The following is a 19,761-nucleotide window of genomic DNA, read 5'->3' as shown; positions in this document are numbered from 1 at the left end:
CTGCGGGCGTCATCCGACTTTGCGACACGTGAAGCAAACTGAATTAGAGAGCAGGCACGAAAAAGCCGCGCATTGCGCGGCTTTCTTGTTTGGTGGGCCCACACGGACTTGAACCGTGGACCAAAGGATTATGAGTCCTCTGCTCTAACCAACTGAGCTATAGGCCCTCAGTAGGTCGCGGATTATAGCGACGGTTTCTCGGCTGTGCTATCCGAAAAGTCTGAAATGGCTATACGAAGAAACGTCGCGGCAAATTCTTCTGGTGGCAAGGGCAGGCTGACGATATAGCCCTGGATCTGTTCACAGCCTTCGGCAGCGAGGAATTGCTGCTGTGCGAGGGTTTCCACGCCCTCGGCAATGATGGTGAATTGCATGCTGCGGCCCAGGGCGATGATGGCGCGAACGATGGCTGCGTCGTGGGGATCATCCGGCAGGCCGCGGACGAAAGACTGGTCGATCTTGAGAATGTCCAGTGGCAGACGTTTGAGGTAACTCAGGGACGAGTAACCGGTGCCGAAGTCGTCGATCGCCAGTTGCACACCCAGGTGTTTGAGTTGATGCAGCACTGCCAGCGCCTCTTCAGCCTGGCTCATGATGAAGTTTTCAGTAATTTCCAGTTGCAGGAAACCGGGTTTGAGGCGGTTGTCCTTGAGCAATTGTTCGATCCGGCCGAGCAGGTTCGGCTGGCGCAACTGAGCGCCCGCGAGGTTGACCGACAGCGGGCCGACGGGCTCGTAAACCTGATTCCACTCAAACATCTGCCGGCAGGCGGTTTCGAGAACCCAATCGCCGATTTGCAGGATCATGCCGTTTTCTTCGGCCAGCGGAATGAAGTGCTCCGGTGGCACATCGCCGAAGGTCGGGTGGCGCCAGCGAATGAGCGCTTCTGCTCCGACCAGGCGATGGTCGACCAGGCTGATCTTCGGTTGATAATGGAGGTGCAGTTCGTTGCGCTCGATAGCGCGTCGTAGTTCATGCTCCAGTGCCACTCGCTCGCTGGCTTGAGCGGTGAGATCGCGGGTGTAGCTTTCAACCCGGTTGCGACCCTTGGCTTTTGAGCGGTACATCGCCGCGTCGGCGTTCTTGACCAGCGTGGCGACGTCGCAGCCATCCTTGGGATATAGGCTGGTGCCGATACTGGCGCTGATAAAAAACTCATGTTCGCCAGCCTGGAACGGTGCGCCGAAGCAATTGAGCAATTTGGTCGCAATGTTGTCGGCGTCACTGGATTGCTGAAGCCCGGGCAACAAGATGATGAATTCGTCGCCGCCCAGGCGCGCCACGGTGTCGATGTCGCGCAACTGCTCCTTGAGGCGCACGGCAATGCCCTTGAGCAGGAGGTCACCGACCGGGTGACCCAGGCTGTCGTTGATGTGTTTGAAACGGTCCAGGTCCAGGAACAACACCGCGCCCTGGCCGCCGTTTTCCTGTTGGTTGTTGAGCGCGGTCAGCAATCGGCTCTCGAACAGCGTGCGATTCGGCAGACCGGTCAGCGGGTCGTGATGTGCCTGGTAATCGAGCTTGGCCTGGGCGTGTTTGAGGCTGGAAATGTCTGCGAACACCGCGACAAAGTGGGTGACGAATCTGTCCCGGTTGCGCACCGCACTGATGGTCAGCCAGCTCGGATAGAGCTCGCCATTCTTGCGCCGGTTGGAAATTTCGCCCTGCCAATGACCTTCGGCGGTCAGTTGATGCCACATGGCGGCATAAAACGCGCTGTCGTGCAGGCCCGAGGCGAGTAGGCGAGGGGTGTGGCCCAATGCTTCGCTCTCGCTGTAGCCGGTGATTTCGGTAAACGCACGGTTGACCGCGCTGATGTGCTGTTGAGTGTCGGTGATCAATACACCTTCGGCGGTGCTCTCGAATACCGTGGCGGCCTGCTGCAGCTTCTCCTGCATCAGGTGTCGCTCGGTGATGTCCCGGGCGATGGTCAACATGCAGTCTTCATCGCCGATCGGCAGCGGACGGCTGGACACCTCGCAGAGGCGGATCTGCCCGTCGCTGCGGCGTATATGGCAACTGAAGTCGCGGACGAAACCGTCTCGGTGCAGCAAATCGAGCATCTGTTTGCGTTCGTTGAGATTGACCCAGATCCCCAGATCGAGGACGGAGCGATCCACGGACATCGCGCTGTTGAAACCGGTAATGCGACTGAAACCCTCGTTGACCTCTAGCAGTAAGCCGTCGCTCTGCCGGGACAATAGCAAGCCGTCGGGTGAGGCATGGAAGGCCTTGGCGAATTTCTCTTCGGAGGTTTGCAGCTGTTTCTGGGTTTCCTTGAGCTGGCTGATGTCCCGCACGACCACGACCAGCGCAGGGGTTGTATCGAGGTCGAACGGTTCAGCGGAGATCAGGCCGGTAAACACTTGGCCATTGTTGCGGCGAAAGGGCATCTCCAGGTTACGGATGCTGCCGGCCTGCAACCGTTGCAACAAGCCAGGCCCGACGGCGGGTATGCCCCAGATGTTCAGGTCGGTGGCCGTCTGGCCGATGACGTCTTCGGCCTTGAGACCGATCTGTTCTTCGAACGCTTCGTTGACCTCCAGCAGGCAGCCGTCGGAGAGTCGCGCGATGACTAGAATGTCCGGGCATTGCTGGAACACCGAGGCGAACTTCTGTTCCGACAGGCGCAACGCCTCTTCAGTGCGCTTGGCTTCGCTGATGTCGATCATCAGCCCGCGCATCACCGGTTCATGGCCGTGCTCGATCAGGCTGACGATATCGCGCACCCAAATGCAGCGGCCATCGGCGGTTATGACCCGGTAATCGAGGCTGTGATCGCGTCCGGCCAGTACTTCGTGATCGCAGAAGGTCTGGGCGCGGGTCAGGTCGGCCGGGTGGATAATGTTGCGCCAGAAGCCCGGAATCAGCCAATGAGACAAGGGGTAACCGAGCAGATCCTCGGCATGGGGGGACACATAGCTGTAGGTGAAATCGCTGATCCGCGCTTCCCAGGCGATGGCCGAAAGGCTCTCCACCAGCCCGCGGTAATGGTATTCGCTGCTGCGCAGTTCTTGCTCTAGGTCGACCCGGCGGGCAATTTCTGAACTCAGCCGGCGGTTGATACGGATAACCATCGCCAGCACGATGATCAGCAGCAGCAATCCCGGCAGACCGTAAACAAGCAGATCGTTCCAGAATGTTCGATGATCGAGGACGTTGCCGACCCAGTGCTCCTGAATCTCATTGATTTCGTCCGTGGTCATGTCCGCCAGGACTTTATCCAGAATGCCGACCAGTATCTTGTTGTCCCGGGGCACGCCCATCGCCAATTGATAGCGATAGGGGGTTTCGCCGCTGACGTAGAGCCCGTCGAGCTTGAGCTGACGCAGGCTCCAGACGCTGGAGGCGAGATCGCCGACCACCGCATCCACTTCATCGGTAGCCAGCGCCTGCAGCGCTGAGCTGACGTTAGGCATCGCCACCAGGTTGAGGTCGGGATTGTGGGTGCGTAACAGCTCGTGGGGTGCGTAGTTTTCCACCACGGCGACTTTCAGCCCGTACAGGTCTTCGAGTTTGCGTGGCTGGGCGCCTCCGACATGGGCAAGGATGACAATCGGAAAGTCCAGGTAGGGCCGGGTGAATGACAGGTAAGTCTGGCGCTCCGGGGTCGACATGATGCCGGGCAACAGGTCCAGCTTGGCTTGTTTTGCCTGCTCCAGGACGACGGTCCAGCTGACGGGCTCGATGGGCGTGAGCTTGATGGCCAGGCGTTGACGGATCCGGTCGATATAGTCCGCCGCAAGGCCCTGATAACGGCCCTGATCGTCGCGAAACTCGAAGGGTGGCCATGACGCATCGACACCCAGGCGCAAGTCCGGGTGAGCCGCCAGCCAGCTACGTTCTTCGTCGGTCAGAGTCAGCGCGCCAGCCGTTGCGGTCCAGGTCAATAGCGACAGCAAAAAAAGCACGGTCGGCAGTCTGGGCATAACGGTCTCGTTATGGCTCGGGGAATGTTTCGAGTGTAGACGGGCAATTCGGAGGGAGGGAGGTGCGGGGGATTTAATCTGTATAAAAGCAAAACCCCCGGCCTGGGCCGGGGGTTTAGTTGTTACTCGTCGAGGAAGGAGCGCAAATGCTCGCTTCTCGTCGGGTGGCGCAGCTTGCGCAGCGCCTTGGCTTCGATCTGACGAATCCGTTCACGGGTCACGTCGAACTGCTTACCAACCTCCTCGAGGGTGTGGTCGGTATTCATGTCGATACCGAAGCGCATGCGCAGAACCTTGGCTTCACGGGCAGTGAGGCCGGACAGAACTTCGCGAGTCGCTTCTTTAAGGCTCTCAACAGTGGCGACATCGATCGGCGACTGCATGGTCGAGTCTTCGATGAAGTCACCCAAATGGGAGTCTTCGTCATCACCGATCGGGGTTTCCATGGAGATCGGCTCTTTAGCGATCTTCAATACCTTGCGGATCTTGTCCTCAGGCATTTCCATGCGTTCGCCCAGCTCTTCCGGGGTCGGTTCGCGACCCATTTCCTGCAACATCTGGCGGGAAATGCGGTTGAGCTTGTTGATCGTCTCGATCATGTGCACCGGAATACGGATGGTGCGGGCCTGGTCGGCGATCGAGCGAGTGATCGCCTGACGGATCCACCAGGTGGCATAAGTCGAGAATTTGTAGCCGCGACGGTATTCGAACTTGTCTACCGCTTTCATCAAACCGATGTTGCCTTCCTGGATCAGATCGAGGAATTGCAGACCACGGTTGGTGTACTTCTTGGCGATGGAGATCACCAGACGCAAGTTCGCTTCTACCATCTCTTTCTTCGCGCGGCGGGCCTTGGCCTCACCGATCGACATGCGACGGTTGATGTCCTTGATCTCGGCGATCGTCAAACCGGTTTCGGTTTGCAGCGCGGTCAGCTTCTGCTGGCAACGAATGATGTCCGGTTGCAGGCGACCAATGGCTTCAGCGTATTTGCTTTTGCCTTTGGCCAGTGCGTCGGTCCAGCTTTCGTCGACTTCGTTGCCCGGGAACTGGCGCAGGAAGTCGGCACGCGGCATGCGGGCATCACGAACGCACAGTTGCATGATCGCGCGCTCTTGCTGACGCAGACGATCCAGGGCACTGCGAACACGCTCGACCAGGCCTTCGAATTGCTTCGGAACCAGTTTGATCGGCATGAACAGCTCAGCCAGAAGCACCAACTCGGCAATTGCCAGCTTGTTGCCACGACCGTGCTTTTTCAGCGCCTTGCGGGTGACTTCCATCTGATCGGAGACAGCACCAAAGCGCTGTGCAGCGATGACCGGGTCCGGACCGCTTTCGGCTTCTTCTTCGTCATCAGTGCTGGCTTCAGCGTCGTCGTCGTCGGTGTCGTCGTCCGCTTTCACGGCTTTCGGGTCGACAGGCGGCGGCACTTCTGCAGCAGGCGGCGCAATGCCGTCGTCCGGGTCGATATAACCGCTCAGGACGTCGGACAGGCGGCCACCTTCGGTGGTGACGCGAGTGTACTCGGAGAGAATATGGTCAACCGTGCCAGGGAAGTGCGCAATTGCGCCCATCACTTCACGGATGCCCTCTTCAATACGTTTGGCGATTTCGATTTCGCCTTCACGTGTGAGGAGCTCTACCGTACCCATTTCACGCATGTACATGCGCACTGGGTCGGTAGTGCGACCAATGTCGGTCTCGACCGCTGCCAACGCTGCTGCTGCCTCTTCGGCCGCGGCTTCGTCGGTATCGGCGTCGGCCAGCATAAGGGAATCCTTATCTGGCGCAACCTCGAATACGTTGATCCCCATGTCATTGATCATGCGGATGATGTCTTCCACCTGTTCCGGATCTGAAATATCCTCCGGCAGGTGGTCGTTGACCTCCGCGTAAGTCAGGTAACCCTGCTCACGACCAAGTGTGATCAACTCTTTGATACGAGACTGCTGTTGCGCTTTTCCGGACATAACACCCTATCCACTGAAGGTCTTGGCGGGCAAAAAACAAGCCGAGGATTATACCTGAGCTATGACCTCACGCGCCAGTTGAGGTCGGGCTTGTTGCGGAAACATTGCGACTTAATAGGTCGCGCAGTTGATTTTTCTCTTCGGTACTCAGTTCACTTTGACGTGCTTTCCTGAGAAGTTGTTCCAGGTTTCGCTCGCGTTGGCGGGCTGACAAGCTAGTAATGGTGTCGAAAAACTGTTGTTCAAGGTTATCTCCGTCAATCAGCCATTCCTTTTCCGCCAGCGCCTTGAGCAAACGTCCTTGCTCCGTACCGTGCCAGCGTGCAATCAACTGAAATGAGTTTAGCTTGGGATTCTTCTGGACGGCTTCGAGAAGGGCCACCAGTAATTGCGTGTTGGTGTGATCCTCTGCAGCAAAGTGCCCGGCATCCTCGACTTTCTCGGCCAATTGCGGGTGATGCAACAGCGTGCGCAAGGCGGCCAGGGTCGGCGGTTCTACAGCGGCCGGCACCCGTGGCGCGCGGGGTTGATCGTGATCACCACCGCGTTTGCCGTTTTTGTCCCACGGTTTTTTGTCCCATTTTTTGCCGCCGGCGCCGGGTTTCTTCGGCGTCCAATCCTGTTGCGGCACATACATCTCTTGTGCCTGCGGCTGATGGTAGTCGCTGTAATCGGGCATGGCGTCGTAATCGATGCCCGGGTCGTACGCCGGCGGTGCTTCCTGAGGTGCACTTTGTACCAGTTGGCTCACGGCTTCACCGCTAAGCCCGGTAATTTCGGTCAGGCGCTGACGCATCAGGATGCGCAGGTTTGCACCCGGGACTTTGTCGATCAGTGGCGCGGCGAGGGTGGCCATGTGGGCCTTGCCTTCGAGCGAGCGTGGGTCCGATTCCTCGGTCAGCTGTTGAAAAAAATAATCCGCTAATGGTTGGGCGTGCTGGTTGATCCGTGCGCGGAAGGCGTCGGTGCCTTCGGAGCGGACCAGCGTGTCCGGGTCTTCGCCTTCGGGGAGGAACAGAAAGCGTGCGCGCCGCCCGTCCTGCAGACTCGGCAGCGCTGCCTCCAATGCCCGCCAGGCGGCATTTCGACCTGCCTGATCTCCGTCGAAACAGAACAGCACGTTGGGCACGACGCGAAACAGGCGCTTCAAGTGCTCTTCGCTGGTGGCGGTGCCCAGAGTCGCGACAGCATTGCGCAGGCCTTGTTGGGCGAGGGCGATAACATCCATGTAGCCTTCGACGACGATGATTTCGTCGAGGTTGCGGTTGTTCTTGCGTGCTTCATAAAGGCCGTAGAGTTCCTGGCCCTTATGGAATACCGGGGTTTCCGGTGAGTTCAGGTATTTCGGCTTGTCGTCGCCCAATACCCGGCCGCCGAAGGCGATGATTCGCCCGCGGCTGTCGCGGATCGGGAACATCACGCGATCGCGAAAGCGGTCATAGCGTTTGCCGGTTTCGGCGTTCTCGATCAGCAGGCCGGCATCGATCATGGCTTTCTGTTGCAGGGTGTCGCTGCTCAAGTGCTTGAACAGATTGTCCCAGCCAGGCGGGGCAAAGCCGAGGCCGAAGTCTCGGGCGATTTCGCCGGTCAGTCCGCGACCTTTCAAGTAATCCACGGCTGCTTTTCGCGATGGATGGCTTTTCAGTGCCTGGCGGTAAAAGTCGGCGGCGGCGGTGAGTAGCGGGTAGAGCGGCGAATCGGTCGGCTGCCGCGGTTTGTGCGGCCGTCCGCTTTCTTCGCGGGGGATTTCCATGCCGGCGGCTTTGGCCAGTTCTTCGACAGCCTGGACGAAATCCAGATTGTCGTGGTCCATCATGAAGCCGAGGGCGTTGCCGCCAGCGCCGCAGCCAAAGCAATAATAGAACTGCTTGTCGGGGCTGACGCTGAAGGAGGGGGTTTTCTCTTTGTGAAACGGGCAGCAGGCGGTGTAATTCTTGCCAGCCTTTTTCATTTGCAGGCGCGAGCTGACCACATCGACGATGTCGGTGCGGTTCAGAAGGTCGTCAATGAAGCTCTGGGGAATTAGCCCGGCCATGGCGTTCTCGTCATCTGCGCTGCAATGGATCCGAAACGAAGAGCGGCTGAGCGCGGGTCGTTGTTTGAGGCGCGCAAAATGTGCGGCTCGACCAGTGTCGTCTGCGTAATCGCTGTCGGGAAGTGTATCTGCCGAAAATCCACTGACGTTAGTACCAATCAGTATTCGACTATTTGAAAGTGTTGCGCTGAAATCCGCTGCGGCCTGTCGATGGCCTCGGATAGCTCATAAGCTGGCACGCAAGAAGGTGCCTTGGGCTGATCGTCGTGAGAGGAATCAGTGGGTGTGCTCGTCAGTAGCCTTGGAAGGCTCGTCAGAAAAGACGTGCACCGCTGGCAAAAGAGCCAGGTCTGACGCTGTGAAGCAGATTTGTCTCGGTCGCGTGTGCGGCTTTGACGGTGAAGCATCAAGCGTTGTCCGCAAATGCCATTAGCCCGGCTGAGGGCCGGGCTTGGCAGAAGCTTGCTACGAACGTCTGTGTATTAGTACAGACGAACGGCGCGGCGCTGTTCGCGCTGTACTTTCTTGGCGTGACGCTTAACAGCGGCTGCTGCTTTACGCTTACGCTCAGAAGTAGGCTTCTCGTAGAATTCGCGGCTACGAACTTCAGCCAGTACACCGGCTTTTTCGCAGGAGCGCTTGAAACGACGCAGAGCTACGTCGAAGGGTTCGTTCTCTTTTACTTTGACGGCTGGCATCCAGAGCTACCTTCATTCATTACCGGGGTCAACATCCTCGTGGCAAAAGAGCACTTGAAGACGTCGGTTTTTAAGGGTTGCGGATGTTAACCCCTCATCGCTCGGAATGCAAAGCCTCTGATCGAAAACCGCTAGTCGGGGCATCCCATGGCGACTATTATGCGCGCCTTCGAATTCAGCCTAAACAAGGCGCAAACCCATGCTAGTACTGGGATTAGAAACCTCCTGCGACGAAACTGGTGTCGCATTATATGACAGTGAACGCGGCCTGCTGGCCGACGCGCTGTTCAGCCAGATCGACCTGCACCGCGCCTATGGCGGGGTCGTGCCGGAGCTGGCCTCGCGTGACCACGTCAAACGCATGCTGCCCTTGATTCGTCAGGTGTTGGCTGAAGCTGACTGTGTGCCGACTGAGATCGATGCCATCGCTTATACCGCGGGTCCTGGCCTGGTCGGTGCCTTGCTGGTGGGCGCTTCTTGCGCTCAGGCGCTGGCCTTCGCCTGGGGTATTCCGGCGCTGGGTGTGCACCACATGGAAGGTCACCTGCTGGCGCCGATGCTGGAGTCGCAACCACCGGAATTCCCGTTCGTCGCTTTGTTGGTGTCTGGCGGTCATACGCAGCTGGTTCAGGTCGACGGGATCGGTCAATACACGCTCTTGGGCGAGACCCTCGACGATGCCGCCGGTGAGGCTTTTGACAAGACCGCGAAGATGATGGGCCTCAATTATCCGGGTGGTCCGGAAATCGCTCGGCTGGCGGAGCAAGGGGTTGCAGGACGTTTCACTTTCCCGCGTCCGATGTGCGACCGTCCGGGCCTGGCTTTCAGTTTCAGTGGCTTGAAAACCTTCGCCCTGAACACCTGGCAGCAGAGCGTCAGCGCCGGGGACGACAGCGAGCAAGCCCGTTGCGACATCTCGCTGGCGTTCCAACAGGCCGTGGTGGAGACTTTGACCATCAAGTGCAAGCGTGCCCTGAAACAGGCCGGTATGAAGCGTCTGGTGATCGCTGGCGGCGTCAGCGCCAACAAGGCACTGCGTACTTCACTGGAGAAGATGCTCGGCGACATGAAGGGCGATGTTTTTTATGCCCGTCCGGAGTTCTGCACCGACAACGGCGCGATGATTGCCTTTGCCGGCTGCCAGCGTTTGCAGGCCGGTCAGCATGAAAGCCTGGCGATCAGCGTGCAGGCGCGTTGGCCGATGGAGCAATTGTCGGCGCTGTGATGATGTGCGGGATGAGTCGCGCTCTTGCCCGGTAATTAAAAATGCCGTTCGCGCCCGGCAAACAGGTCGCGTAGATTGCCCCGATGACGCCAGACAATCAGTCCCGTGAGTGCGCTCATGGGCAGCAGTGCCGCCGGTTCTTGCCAGGCCAGCAGCGGCAGGGTCAGCGGTGTGGCGATCAAGGCTGCCAGTGAGCTGGTGCGAGTCAGGTAGAACGTCAGCAGCCAGGCGCAGACCGCCAGCAGTGCGGCGGGCGGGTAAAGCCCCAACAGCATGCCGGCAGAGGTGGCGACACCCTTGCCACCGCGAAAGCGAAAGTACAACGGGAACAGGTGACCGATGACGGCACAGACGCCGATCCAGGCCTGTTCTTGAAGCGAAAGGCCCGCAATGCCGGCGATCAGTACGGGTAGCAGACCTTTGAAGAGGTCCCCGATCAAGGTCAGGACGGCGAGTTTTTTGCCGGCCAGGCGCAACATGTTGGTGGCACCGGCATTGCCCGAGCCACTCATTCGCGGATCGGGGTTACCGGTCAGGCGGCTGAGCAAAATGGCGAAGGACAGAGAGCCGAGCAGGTAGGCGAGGGTCGCCAGTAACCAAAACATGCTAACTATTCCGGGCGAGGACGCCCTGATTCTAACGGCGCATTGCGCCCTTGTCGTGCAGCGGAGAAAAGTGCTTGGACAGAGTGTTTATCGAGGGCCTGGAAGTCGACACCGTGATTGGTGCCTACGACTGGGAGCGAGGCATCCGACAGTGCTTGCGTCTTGATCTGAGTTTCGCCTGGGATAATCGCCCGGCCGCCGCCGGTGACGACCTGACGCTGGCGCTCGATTACGCCAGTGTGTCGTCGCGCATCCAGGCTTTTGCCGAGCAGGCGCAGTTCCAGCTGGTCGAGACCTTCGCCGAGCGTCTGGCTGAAGTGCTGATGAGCGAATTCAACATCACCTGGATGCGCCTCAAGCTGACCAAGCCAGGCGCCATCCCGGCTGCCACGGGTGGTGTGGGCGTGGAGATCGAGCGCGGATGTCGCTGACTCAGGTGTATCTCGGGCTTGGTAGCAATATCGAGCGCGAATCCCATTTGCAGGCTGGCCTTGAAGCCCTGGCAGGTTTCCTGGTGGATGTACGCTGCTCGGCGGTGTTCGAAAGCCAGTCGGTGGGAATCAAGAGCGGGCCGTTCTTCAATTTTGTGGTGTCGGCTTTTACCGATTTGCCGCTGATGGAGCTGGATCGCCGGCTGAAATTCATCGAGGCGGACAATGGCCGTTATGCGCCGGACCGCAAGGGTTTGCCGCTGGATATCGACGTGCTGCTGTTCGGCGATCTGGTGGGCAACTTCGATGGCTTGATCCTGCCGCGGGCAGAAATTCTGAAAAATGCCTTCGTGCTGTGGCCGTTGTCGCTGATTGCGCCGGATCGCGTGCATCCGGGTGTAGGCAAGAGCTTTGCGACGTTGTGGGACGAGGCACAGATTGATCAGGTGTTGGCGCCGGTGGCGTTTGAGTGGCGCGGTGAGCAGTTGACCCCATCGAATTTGTTGTGAGGCGGATGACGCCTTCGCGGGCAAGCCTCGCTCCTACATGGGCCATTTTACCTGTAGGAGCAAAGCTTGCCCGCGAAGCTTTTCAGGCAGACGCCGCCTCTTTGTAGGCCTTCAGCGCCTTGAGCCGCTCTCGCTTGATCGCCTCACCCAACTCCGGCCCTTTGAATCCTTTTTCCAGCAACGGCTGAACCGCTACGGTCCGAGCAGCATTCGCCGCCCCCCGCAAATAATCAGCCTGTGGGTAACTTCGCTGCTCCAGCCCTTTACGTCCACGCGCGTCCATCTCGCACGCCGCGATAAATTCCTCGAACCGCTGCGGCCGACGGTAAACGTCAAAACTTTGCAGCAACTCCAGCAAAGTCGACGGCTTCAGCTCCAGGGCGCGATGGCCGTGGGTGTGATATTTGCCCACCAGTAGTGCCAGCTCCTGACAGTCCTTCGGCGCCTTGAAGCGTTCGTTGACCGCTTTAATCAGCTTCAAGCCCTTGTGCTCATGAGCAATGTGTCGCGGCCACTCCTCCTCGGGCGTCAGTCCCTTGCCGAGGTCGTGCAGCAGGCAGGCCCAGCGCACGGTGAGTAGTTGTTTGTGCCGCGCCGCTTGCTCCAGCACGCTCAAAGTGTGCACGCCTGTGTCGATTTCCGGGTGGTGGGCTTCCGGTTGCGGTATGCCGAACAGGGCATCGACTTCCGGCATCAATACCTTGAGAGCGCCACACTCGCGCAGCACTTCGATGAACACCTGTGGCTGATCTTCCATCAGGGCGCGGGAAATTTCCTTCCAGCTGCGTTCGGCGGTCAAAGCTTCCAGTTCACCTGATTCACTGAGTTGGCGCATCAGTTCCAGTGTCTCCGGCGCCACGGTGAAACCGAGCCCCGCATAACGAGCTGCGAAGCGGGCAACGCGCAGAACCCGGAGCGGATCTTCGGCGAACGCGGGGGAGACGTGACGAAGCAAGCGCGCCTCGAGATCGCGCTGGCCGTGGTAAGGATCGGTCAGGTTCTGTTGATCGTCTTCAGCCATGGCATTGATGGTCAGGTCACGACGGATCAGGTCTTCTTCGAGGGTGACTTCGGGGCTGGCGTGAAAGGTAAAGCCGCCGTAACCGCGTCCGCTTTTGCGCTCGGTCCGGGCGAGGGCGTATTCCTCACCGTTTTTGGGGTGAAGAAAAACCGGGAAATCCGCACCCACCGGGCGAAAGCCCTTGGCGAGCATTTCTTCACTGGTGGCGCCAACCACAACCCAGTCGATGTCGGTGACAGGCTTGCCCAGCAGGCGATCGCGTACCGCACCGCCGACTTTATAAATCTGCATAAAAAACCTCCGTTAGCTCGACAGAATAACCTTTGCGTCGAACCTCCGGAGGCAGAAACAGGATCAAAGATGGATGACAGCCAGGTCCAACCGGCCGTAATCCCCCTCGGCGTGTTCACTTCTGGGTGGAACGTGATGGACTTTCATCACTTGGTCCCCTTGCAGGGTTTCCAGGTGAATGTCGAAGCCCCAGAGGCGGTGCAGGTGTTTGAGCACTTCCTCGGTGGACTCGCCCAGCGGTTTGCGGTCGTGTTGCTGGTGACGCAAGGTCAGCGAGCGGTCACCACGCCGGTCGATGCTGTAGATCTGCACGTTGGGTTCACGATTGCCGAGGTTGTACTGCGCCGCCAGGGTTTCACGGATGATGCGGTAGCCACCTTCGTCATGAATGGCCGGGACCAGCAGATCGTCCTTCTGGTCGTCATCAAGAATGCTGAACAACTTCAGGTCACGGATCACCTGGGGTGACAGGTACTGCAGGATGAAACTTTCATCCTTGAAGCTGCTCATGGCGAACTTGATGCTCGACAGCCAGTCGGTGCCGGCAATCTCAGGGAACCAGCGGTAGTCCTCTTCGGTCGGGTGTTCACACATGCGGCGAATGTCCCGGTACATGGCAAAACCCAGGGTGTAGGGGTTGATGCCGTTGTAGTAGGGGCTGTCGAAGCCGGGTTGATAGACCACGCTGGTGTGGGACGTCAAAAACTCCATCATGAAGCCGTCGGTCACCAGGCCTTCGTCATACAGGTCGTTCATCAGGGTGTAATGCCAGAACGTGGCCCACCCCTCGTTCATCACCTGAGTCTGACGTTGCGGGTAGAAATACTGAGCGATCTTGCGCACGATCCGCACGATTTCCCGCTGCCATGGCTCCAGCAGTGGTGCGTGTTTTTCGATGAAGTAGAGGATATTTTCCTGAGGTTCTGCGGGGAAGCGCGCGTTGTCCTTGTCGCTGTACTTGTCCGCACCTTTTGGAATGGTCCGCCACAGATCGTTGATTTGTTTCTGCAAATGCTCTTCCCGATCCTTTTGCCGGCGACGTTCTTCTTCGGCGGAAATCGGATATGGGCGTTTGTAGCGATCGACCCCATAGTTCATCAGGGCGTGGCAGGAATCCAGCAGGTCCTCGACCGCGTCGATACCGTGGCGCTCTTCGCACTGCATGATGTATTGCTTGGCGAAGACCAGGTAATCGATGATCGAACTGGCGTCAGTCCAGGTGCGGAACAGGTAGTTGCCTTTGAAAAAGCTGTTATGCCCGTAGCAGGCATGGGCGACGACTAAAGCCTGCATGCAGATGGTGTTTTCTTCCATCAAATAGGCGATGCACGGGTCCGAGTTGATCACGATTTCGTACGCTAGCCCCATCTGGCCGCGAGTGTAGGATTTCTCGGTGCTGAGGAAATGTTTGCCGTAGGACCAATGGTGATAACCCAGCGGCATGCCGACGGAGGCGTAGGCGTCCATCATCTGCTCGGCGGTGATCACTTCGATCTGGTTAGGGTAAGTATCGAGCGCGTAGCGAGCCGCCAGACGACTGATTTCTTTGTCGTAGGCCTGAATCAGCTCGAACGTCCATTCGGAGCCGGTGGAAATGGGTTGGCGCTTCTGCTCTTTGGCGGTCATGTCACTAACCTGCGCTGGAAGAGTTCACGGAAGACCGGATAGATATCCCCGGCCGAGACCAGTTGTTGCTGGGCAAAAGTGTCAGAGAAGGCTTCGGCGATGCGTTCGTACTCGAACCACAAGGCCTGATGTTCGCGCGGGGTGATCTCAACGTAAGTGTAGTACTGCACGAACGGCATGATCTGGTTGATCAGAATGTCGCGGCAGATTGGCGAGTCGTCGTTCCAGTTATCGCCGTCGGAGGCCTGGGCGGCATAGATGTTCCACTCATTGCTCGGATAGCGCTCGACCATGATCTCCTGCATCAGTTTCAAGGCGCTCGAAACGATGGTGCCGCCGGTTTCGCGAGAATAGAAAAACTCCTCTTCGTCCACTTCCCTGGCACTGGTGTGGTGGCGGATGAACACGACGTCGATCTTGTCGTAGTTACGCTTGAGAAACAGGTACAGCAGGATAAAGAAACGCTTGGCGATGTCCTTGGTCGCTTGGGTCATGGAGCCGGACACGTCCATCAAGCAGAACATCACCGCTTTGGAACTGGGGTTGGGTTGCTTGATGAGCAGGTTGTACTTGAGGTCGAAGGTATCGAGGAACGGTACGCGATGAATGCGCGCACTGAGTTTTTCGATTTCTGCTTCGACTTCCTGAATATCACCGAAGTTGTCTGGCTCATCACGCTTGAGTCGCAGCAGTTCTTCTTTGGCTTCGCGTAATTTTGCCCGGCTGCTGCCAGACAGGGCGATTCGCCGTGCATGGGCCGAGCGCAAGGTGCGGATGATGTTGATCCGCGACGGATTGCCCTCGTTACTGATCCCGGCACGAACGGTCTTGAAGGTGTCGGTGCCGGTCAGGTTGCGCTTGACCAGGTTCGGCAGTTCAAGGTCCTCGAACATGAATTCGAGGAATTCCTCCTGGGTGATCTGGAAGACGAATTCGTCCATCCCTTCGCCCGAGTTGCCGGCCTTGCCGGGGCCTCTGCCACCGCCACCTCCGGGCGGGCGGGCAATGTGCTCGCCGCTGGTGAACTCCTTGTTGCCCGGGTGCACGACGGTCTGTTTGCCGCCGCGACCGTGGTGAAGCACCGGCTCGTCAATGTCGCGGCCGGGAATGCTGATCTGTTCGCCGTGTTCCATATCGGTAATGGAGCGCCGGCTGACCGCCTCTTCGACAGCCTTTTTGATGTGATCACGGTAACGCCGCAGAAACCGCTGACGGTTCACCGTGCTCTTGTTCTTGCCATTGAGACGTCGGTCGATCACATAGCTCATGACTGCTCCTTAGAAGCTGTCCTGAAAGGGGCGAGCGGTTATGCAGCATCCGACGGTGCCAAGGGATGTTCACGCTCCCCCAAGCGCTTTTGGACGCTGCCTGAACCTCGCTACCGACTTTCGAACACCTTCCAGAGGTCTGTGTAACAGAAAATGCGTACACAGGCCTCTGGCTGACGACAACCGGTCTGACCGGCAGCGGGTTATTGTGATTTTCTGACCCGCAGGTACCACTCGGACAGCAGTCGAACCTGTTTGTCGGTGTAGCCCCGCTCGACCATCCGTGTGACGAAGTCGTTGTGCTTCTGCTGGTCCTCTTTGCTGGCCTTGGCGTTGAAGCTGATGACTGGCAGGAGGTCCTCGGTGTTGGAGAACATTTTTTTCTCGATAACCACCCGCAGTTTTTCGTAGCTGAGCCAGGTCGGGTTCTTGCCGTTGTTATTGGCCCGGGCGCGCAGTACGAAGTTGACAATTTCATTGCGAAAATCCTTCGGATTGCTGATGCCGGCCGGTTTTTCGATTTTCTCCAGTTCTTCGTTCAGCGCTACGCGGTTGAGGATCTCGCCGGTTTCCGGGTCGCGGTATTCCTGGTCCTGGATCCAGAAGTCGGCGTACAGCACATAGCGATCGAAGATGTTCTGGCCATACTCGCTGTAAGACTCGAGGTAGGCGGTCTGGATTTCCTTGCCGATGAACTCGATATAACGCGGTGCCAGGTACTCCTTGAGGAAGCGCAGATAGCGTTCGCGGGTTTCGGCCTGGAATTGTTCCTGTTCGATCTGTTGTTCCAGCACGTAAAGCAAGTGCACCGGGTTGGCAGCGATTTCGTGCGGATCGAAGTTGAACACTTTCGACAGGATCTTGAACGCGAAGCGGGTCGACAGGCCGTTCATGCCTTCGTCGACACCCGCGTTGTCGCGGTATTCCTGGATCGACTTGGCCTTCGGATCGGTATCCTTGAGGTTTTCGCCGTCATACACGCGCATTTTGGAGTAGATGTTGGAGTTTTCCGGCTCTTTCAGTCGCGAGAGTACGGTGAACTGGGCAAGCATCTTCAGGGTGTCAGGCGCGCAGTGAGCCTTGGCCAGGGAGCTGTTGAACAAGAGCTTGTCGTAGATCTTCACTTCATCGCTGACCCGCAGGCAGTACGGCACTTTGACGATGTAGATCCGGTCGATGAAGGCTTCGTTGTTTTTGTTGTTGCGGAAGGTGTGCCATTCCGATTCGTTGGAGTGGGCCAGCAGGATCCCGGTAAACGGAATTGCCCCCAGACCTTCGGTACTGTTGTAGTTGCCTTCCTGGGTGGCGGTCAGCAGTGGGTGCAGCACCTTGATCGGTGCCTTGAACATTTCGACGAATTCCATCAGGCCCTGGTTGGCCCGGCACAGTGCCCCCGAGTAGCTGTAGGCGTCGGCGTCGTTCTGCGGGAATTCTTCGAGTTTGCGGATATCGACCTTGCCCACCAGCGCCGAGATGTCCTGGTTGTTTTCATCTCCCGGCTCGGTTTTGGCCACTGCGATCTGGTTGAGGATCGACGGATAGAGCTTCACCACGCGGAACTGGCTGATGTCGCCGCCGAATTCGGCCAGGCGTTTGGTAGCCCATGGCGACATGATGGTGTTGAGGTAGCGCCGTGGAATGCCGAAGTCTTCCTCGAGGATCGCGCCATCTTCAGTGGCGTTGAACAGACCCAGAGGTGATTCGAATACCGGCGAGCCCTTGATCGCGTAGAAGGGCACTTTTTCGATCAGTTGTTTCAGCTTCTCGGCCAGGGACGATTTACCGCCACCCACAGGGCCGAGCAAATAGAGAATCTGTTTCTTCTCTTCCAGGCCCTGAGCGGCATGGCGGAAATACGACACGATCTGGTCAATGCATTCTTCCATCCCGTGGAAGTCTTCAAAGGCCGGATAGCGGCGGATTACCTTGTTGGAAAAGATTCGCGACAGCCTCGAGTTGGCCGAGGTGTCGAGGAGCTCCGGTTCACCGATGGCCAGTAACAGACGCTCGGCGGCGGAGGCGTAGGCGCTGCGGTCGCTTTTGCACAGCTCAAGATACTCTTGCAGCGAGAGTTCTTCCTGGCGTGTGGACTCGAAGCGTTGTTGGAAGTGGCTAAAGATACTCATGACGTCACCTCGCTCGATACGTGGAGCCGACGCCGGATCATTCAGTCGATGCTGGCAGCGACCGAATATGCAGTCGCTGTTTACCCCCCAGAACTCTTTCGAAGCTGACTACCCCGAAAGCTACTCCCGATGACCCGCGCGCCGGTGTACCGGCTCTCCCCTGTTTTGGATGGCCTGCGCTTAAGGATAGTTGGGAATTCGGGAGGTAAAGGCGAGATACGTAATTAGTTGTGGCAGACCGTTCGTCTGCCACCGCGCGAGCCCGCGGGGACCGGGGCTTGCGCGTTACAAAAAAATTATTCGGAAGTGCCTTGCGCCGTTTCCGAAGGGTAAGTCGTACGCCACAGCTCAAAACCGCCATCCATGCTGTAGACGTCGGAGAAGCCCTGGCTGATCAAGTACGCCGCAGCGCTCTGGCTGGAATTGCCGTGATAGCAGACCACTACCGTCGGTGCATCAAGGTCGGCGGCACGGATGAAGTCCGAGATGGAAACGTTGTCCAGATGCTTGGATCCGGCAATGTGCAGTGCGGCAAAGGTCGCTGGGTCGCGAACATCGACCACCACTGCGCCTTGTTCGCGCAGGGCCTGGGCCTGTTCCGGGGGGATACGTTTGAATTCGCTCATGGCGGGCTCCTGTGGCTCGGCTGAAAGCGCAGTCTAGCGCGGGGCGCTGGCTGACGATGGTTCGGAGATAAGTGCGGCGCCTGGCGGCAGGGCAAGGCCATGCTCGTCGCATTTGCAAGACAGGCGTTCACCGCTGTCGACATTCATGAGGGTCAGGGCGCCGCCCCAGACACAACCGGTGTCGAGGGCCGAGATGCCCGGCTCATTGCATCGGCCTTCCAGAGCGGCCCAGTGGCCGAAGATGATCTTCAGGCCCTTGGTCTTGCGCTCTTTGTGCTGAAACCAGGGTTTGTAGCCGGGTGGCGCATTGTCGAGGCCTTCCTTGCTTTTGAGGTCAAGCTTGCCCTCGGCGGTGCAGAACCGCATTCGGGTGAAATAGTTGGTGATCACCCGCAGGCGTGTCACGCCTTTGAGGTCGTTGTCCCATTTCGCCGGATCGTTGCCGTACATGCCATCGAGGTAGGGCGGCAACAGGTTGTCATCGCGCAATGCCATCTCGACTTCGGCGGCATACTTCAAGGCCTTGCGCAGTGACCACTGGGGCGGAATGCCAGCATGTACCAGGGCGACATCGCGTTGTTCGTCGTAATGCATGAGCTTTTGCTGCCGCAGCCACTCCAGCAGTTCCGCGCAATCGGGCGCTGCGAGAATCTCGAGCAGGGTGTCGGACTTCTTCAAGCGTTCGATGTTTTTCCCGGCCGCCAGTAAGTGCAGGTCATGGTTGCCGAGCACGCACACCAAAGATTCGCGGATGCTATAGAGGAAGCGCAAGGTGTCCAGGGAGTGCGGGCCACGGTTGACCAGATCGCCGACCAGCCACAGACGATCCCGTGTCGGGTCGAAGGCGACTTGCTTGAGCAGACATTGCAATGCTTGAAGGCAGCCTTGCAGATCGCCGACGGCGTACGTTGCCATCAGTGCAGGGCTCCGGGCACCGCCAGACGGAATGGGGCGATGATGGCGTCGAAGTGTTTGCCATCGTCAGCAACCATTTCATAAGTGCCCTGCATCGTGCCGACCTTGGAGGTCATGACGGTGCCGCTGCTGTAGGTGTGACTCTCGCCCACCTCGATCAACGGTTGCTGGCCAACAACGCCCGCACCGCGAACCTCTTCGACATGCCCGTCACCGTCGGTGATCACCCAGTGCCGCGACAACAGTTTGGCCGGTAGCTCGCCATTGTTGTGCACGGTGATGGTATAGGCGAAGGCAAAGCGGTTTTGCTCGGGTTGCGATTGTTCTGCCAGATAGCGGGTGACGACGCTGACGTCGACCTGGTAACGAGGATCGGACATGCAAGAGGCCTTAAACGAAGCGGAACGCGGGGCGTAGCTGATGGAGATCAGTCTAGGCCAAGTATCGGGTAGTAAACCAGACATGAAGGCTGGTGTCCTACCC

15 protein-coding genes and 1 tRNA gene are annotated in these 19,761 nt (G+C 58.3%); 3 read left to right on the top strand and 13 right to left on the bottom strand.

From position 1 onward, the window contains the following. Positions 1-90 precede the first annotated feature (90 nt). From QFX16_RS26545 to rpsU, 5 genes are all read right to left on the bottom strand, one after another. Positions 91-167 (bottom strand) — tRNA-Ile (locus QFX16_RS26545). 15 nt (positions 168-182) lie between these two features. Further along, complete coding sequence (locus tag QFX16_RS26540; RefSeq protein ID WP_283181914.1) at positions 183-3,929, bottom strand: bifunctional diguanylate cyclase/phosphodiesterase; 3,747 nt, start codon at positions 3,927-3,929, stop codon at positions 183-185. 122 nt (positions 3,930-4,051) lie between these two features. Continuing rightward, positions 4,052-5,902 (bottom strand): RNA polymerase sigma factor RpoD, encoded by a 1,851-nt coding sequence (rpoD, locus tag QFX16_RS26535; protein WP_283181913.1) that lies wholly within the window; start codon positions 5,900-5,902, stop codon positions 4,052-4,054. A 67-nt stretch (positions 5,903-5,969) separates the two neighbouring features. Further along, a complete protein-coding gene (gene dnaG, locus QFX16_RS26530) occupies positions 5,970-7,937 on the bottom strand; it encodes a DNA primase (RefSeq protein ID WP_283181912.1) in 1,968 nt (655 codons plus the stop codon). A 482-nt stretch (positions 7,938-8,419) separates the two neighbouring features. Next, on the bottom strand, positions 8,420-8,635 hold the full coding sequence (gene rpsU, locus QFX16_RS26525) for a 30S ribosomal protein S21 (RefSeq protein WP_002551877.1): 216 nt from the start codon (positions 8,633-8,635) through the stop codon (positions 8,420-8,422). Between the two features lie 199 nt (positions 8,636-8,834). On the opposite strand from rpsU, the gene tsaD reads away from it, so the two are divergent. Then, positions 8,835-9,860, top strand: coding sequence for a tRNA (adenosine(37)-N6)-threonylcarbamoyltransferase complex transferase subunit TsaD (gene tsaD / locus QFX16_RS26520; protein ID WP_046045367.1), 1,026 nt, complete (start codon positions 8,835-8,837; stop codon positions 9,858-9,860). Positions 9,861-9,895: 35 nt separating this feature from the next. On the opposite strand, the gene plsY is transcribed toward tsaD, so the two are convergent. Beyond that, positions 9,896-10,465: a glycerol-3-phosphate 1-O-acyltransferase PlsY gene (gene plsY / locus QFX16_RS26515; RefSeq protein ID WP_283181911.1), complete on the bottom strand. Its 570-nt coding sequence runs from the start codon at positions 10,463-10,465 to the stop codon at positions 9,896-9,898. Between the two features lie 74 nt (positions 10,466-10,539). Here plsY and folB point away from each other — a divergent pair, with 74 nt between their 5' ends. Both folB and folK read left to right on the top strand, forming a co-directional pair. After that, positions 10,540-10,896 (top strand): dihydroneopterin aldolase, encoded by a 357-nt coding sequence (folB, locus tag QFX16_RS26510; RefSeq protein WP_008008297.1) that lies wholly within the window; start codon positions 10,540-10,542, stop codon positions 10,894-10,896. Continuing rightward, positions 10,887-11,405, top strand: a complete 519-nt coding sequence (folK, locus tag QFX16_RS26505) for a 2-amino-4-hydroxy-6-hydroxymethyldihydropteridine diphosphokinase (protein ID WP_283181910.1) — start codon at positions 10,887-10,889, stop codon at positions 11,403-11,405. Before folB ends, folK begins: the two co-directional genes overlap by 10 nt. 82 nt (positions 11,406-11,487) lie before the next feature. Here the strand turns inward: folK and QFX16_RS26500 are convergent, their stop codons facing one another. The 7 genes from QFX16_RS26500 to apaG all read right to left on the bottom strand — a co-directional run bounded on the left by QFX16_RS26500 (position 11,488) and on the right by apaG (position 19,658). Beyond that, positions 11,488-12,717 carry a multifunctional CCA addition/repair protein gene (locus QFX16_RS26500; RefSeq protein ID WP_283181909.1) on the bottom strand — a complete coding sequence of 410 codons (1,230 nt, stop codon included), beginning with the start codon at positions 12,715-12,717 and terminating at the stop codon, positions 11,488-11,490. A gap of 63 nt (positions 12,718-12,780) precedes the next feature. Beyond that, positions 12,781-14,343 (bottom strand): SpoVR family protein, encoded by a 1,563-nt coding sequence (locus tag QFX16_RS26495; RefSeq protein ID WP_283181908.1) that lies wholly within the window; start codon positions 14,341-14,343, stop codon positions 12,781-12,783. Next, positions 14,340-15,611: a YeaH/YhbH family protein gene (locus QFX16_RS26490; RefSeq protein WP_283181907.1), complete on the bottom strand. Its 1,272-nt coding sequence runs from the start codon at positions 15,609-15,611 to the stop codon at positions 14,340-14,342. Before QFX16_RS26490 ends, QFX16_RS26495 begins: the two co-directional genes overlap by 4 nt. Before the next feature lie 203 nt (positions 15,612-15,814). Further along, positions 15,815-17,737: a PrkA family serine protein kinase gene (locus tag QFX16_RS26485; protein WP_033056218.1), complete on the bottom strand. Its 1,923-nt coding sequence runs from the start codon at positions 17,735-17,737 to the stop codon at positions 15,815-15,817. Positions 17,738-18,033: 296 nt separating this feature from the next. Further along, positions 18,034-18,363 (bottom strand): thiosulfate sulfurtransferase GlpE, encoded by a 330-nt coding sequence (gene glpE, locus QFX16_RS26480; RefSeq protein WP_046045372.1) that lies wholly within the window; start codon positions 18,361-18,363, stop codon positions 18,034-18,036. Between the two features lie 33 nt (positions 18,364-18,396). Then, on the bottom strand, positions 18,397-19,278 hold the full coding sequence (locus QFX16_RS26475; protein ID WP_283181906.1) for a symmetrical bis(5'-nucleosyl)-tetraphosphatase: 882 nt from the start codon (positions 19,276-19,278) through the stop codon (positions 18,397-18,399). Beyond that, complete coding sequence (apaG, locus tag QFX16_RS26470) at positions 19,278-19,658, bottom strand: Co2+/Mg2+ efflux facilitator ApaG/CorD (RefSeq protein ID WP_008147202.1); 381 nt, start codon at positions 19,656-19,658, stop codon at positions 19,278-19,280. The genes QFX16_RS26475 and apaG overlap by 1 nt, the downstream gene beginning before the upstream one ends. Positions 19,659-19,761 lie beyond the last annotated feature (103 nt).

It is taken from the genome of Pseudomonas svalbardensis (assembly GCF_030053115.1).
GTDB classification, from domain to species: domain Bacteria; phylum Pseudomonadota; class Gammaproteobacteria; order Pseudomonadales; family Pseudomonadaceae; genus Aquipseudomonas; species Aquipseudomonas svalbardensis.
The sequence above is the reverse complement of the archived record's forward strand: the minus strand, read 5'-3'. Positions and strand labels throughout refer to the sequence as shown.

Bases quoted from the DNA above. Each gene is read 5' to 3' on its own strand.
- QFX16_RS26540 (WP_283181914.1), bottom strand. From the start codon at position 3,929: ATGCCCAGACTGCCGACCGTGCTTTTTTTGCTGTCGCTATTGACCTGG.
- rpoD (WP_283181913.1), bottom strand. From the start codon at position 5,902: ATGTCCGGAAAAGCGCAACAGCAGTCTCGTATCAAAGAGTTGATCACA.
- dnaG (WP_283181912.1), bottom strand. From the start codon at position 7,937: ATGGCCGGGCTAATTCCCCAGAGCTTCATTGACGACCTTCTGAACCGC.
- rpsU (WP_002551877.1), bottom strand. From the start codon at position 8,635: ATGCCAGCCGTCAAAGTAAAAGAGAACGAACCCTTCGACGTAGCTCTG.
- tsaD (WP_046045367.1), top strand. From the start codon at position 8,835: ATGCTAGTACTGGGATTAGAAACCTCCTGCGACGAAACTGGTGTCGCA.
- plsY (WP_283181911.1), bottom strand. From the start codon at position 10,465: ATGTTTTGGTTACTGGCGACCCTCGCCTACCTGCTCGGCTCTCTGTCC.
- folK (WP_283181910.1), top strand. From the start codon at position 10,887: ATGTCGCTGACTCAGGTGTATCTCGGGCTTGGTAGCAATATCGAGCGC.
- QFX16_RS26500 (WP_283181909.1), bottom strand. From the start codon at position 12,717: ATGCAGATTTATAAAGTCGGCGGTGCGGTACGCGATCGCCTGCTGGGC.
- QFX16_RS26495 (WP_283181908.1), bottom strand. From the start codon at position 14,343: ATGACCGCCAAAGAGCAGAAGCGCCAACCCATTTCCACCGGCTCCGAA.
- QFX16_RS26490 (WP_283181907.1), bottom strand. From the start codon at position 15,611: ATGAGCTATGTGATCGACCGACGTCTCAATGGCAAGAACAAGAGCACG.
- QFX16_RS26485 (WP_033056218.1), bottom strand. From the start codon at position 17,737: ATGAGTATCTTTAGCCACTTCCAACAACGCTTCGAGTCCACACGCCAG.
- glpE (WP_046045372.1), bottom strand. From the start codon at position 18,363: ATGAGCGAATTCAAACGTATCCCCCCGGAACAGGCCCAGGCCCTGCGC.
- QFX16_RS26475 (WP_283181906.1), bottom strand. From the start codon at position 19,278: ATGGCAACGTACGCCGTCGGCGATCTGCAAGGCTGCCTTCAAGCATTG.
- apaG (WP_008147202.1), bottom strand. From the start codon at position 19,658: ATGTCCGATCCTCGTTACCAGGTCGACGTCAGCGTCGTCACCCGCTAT.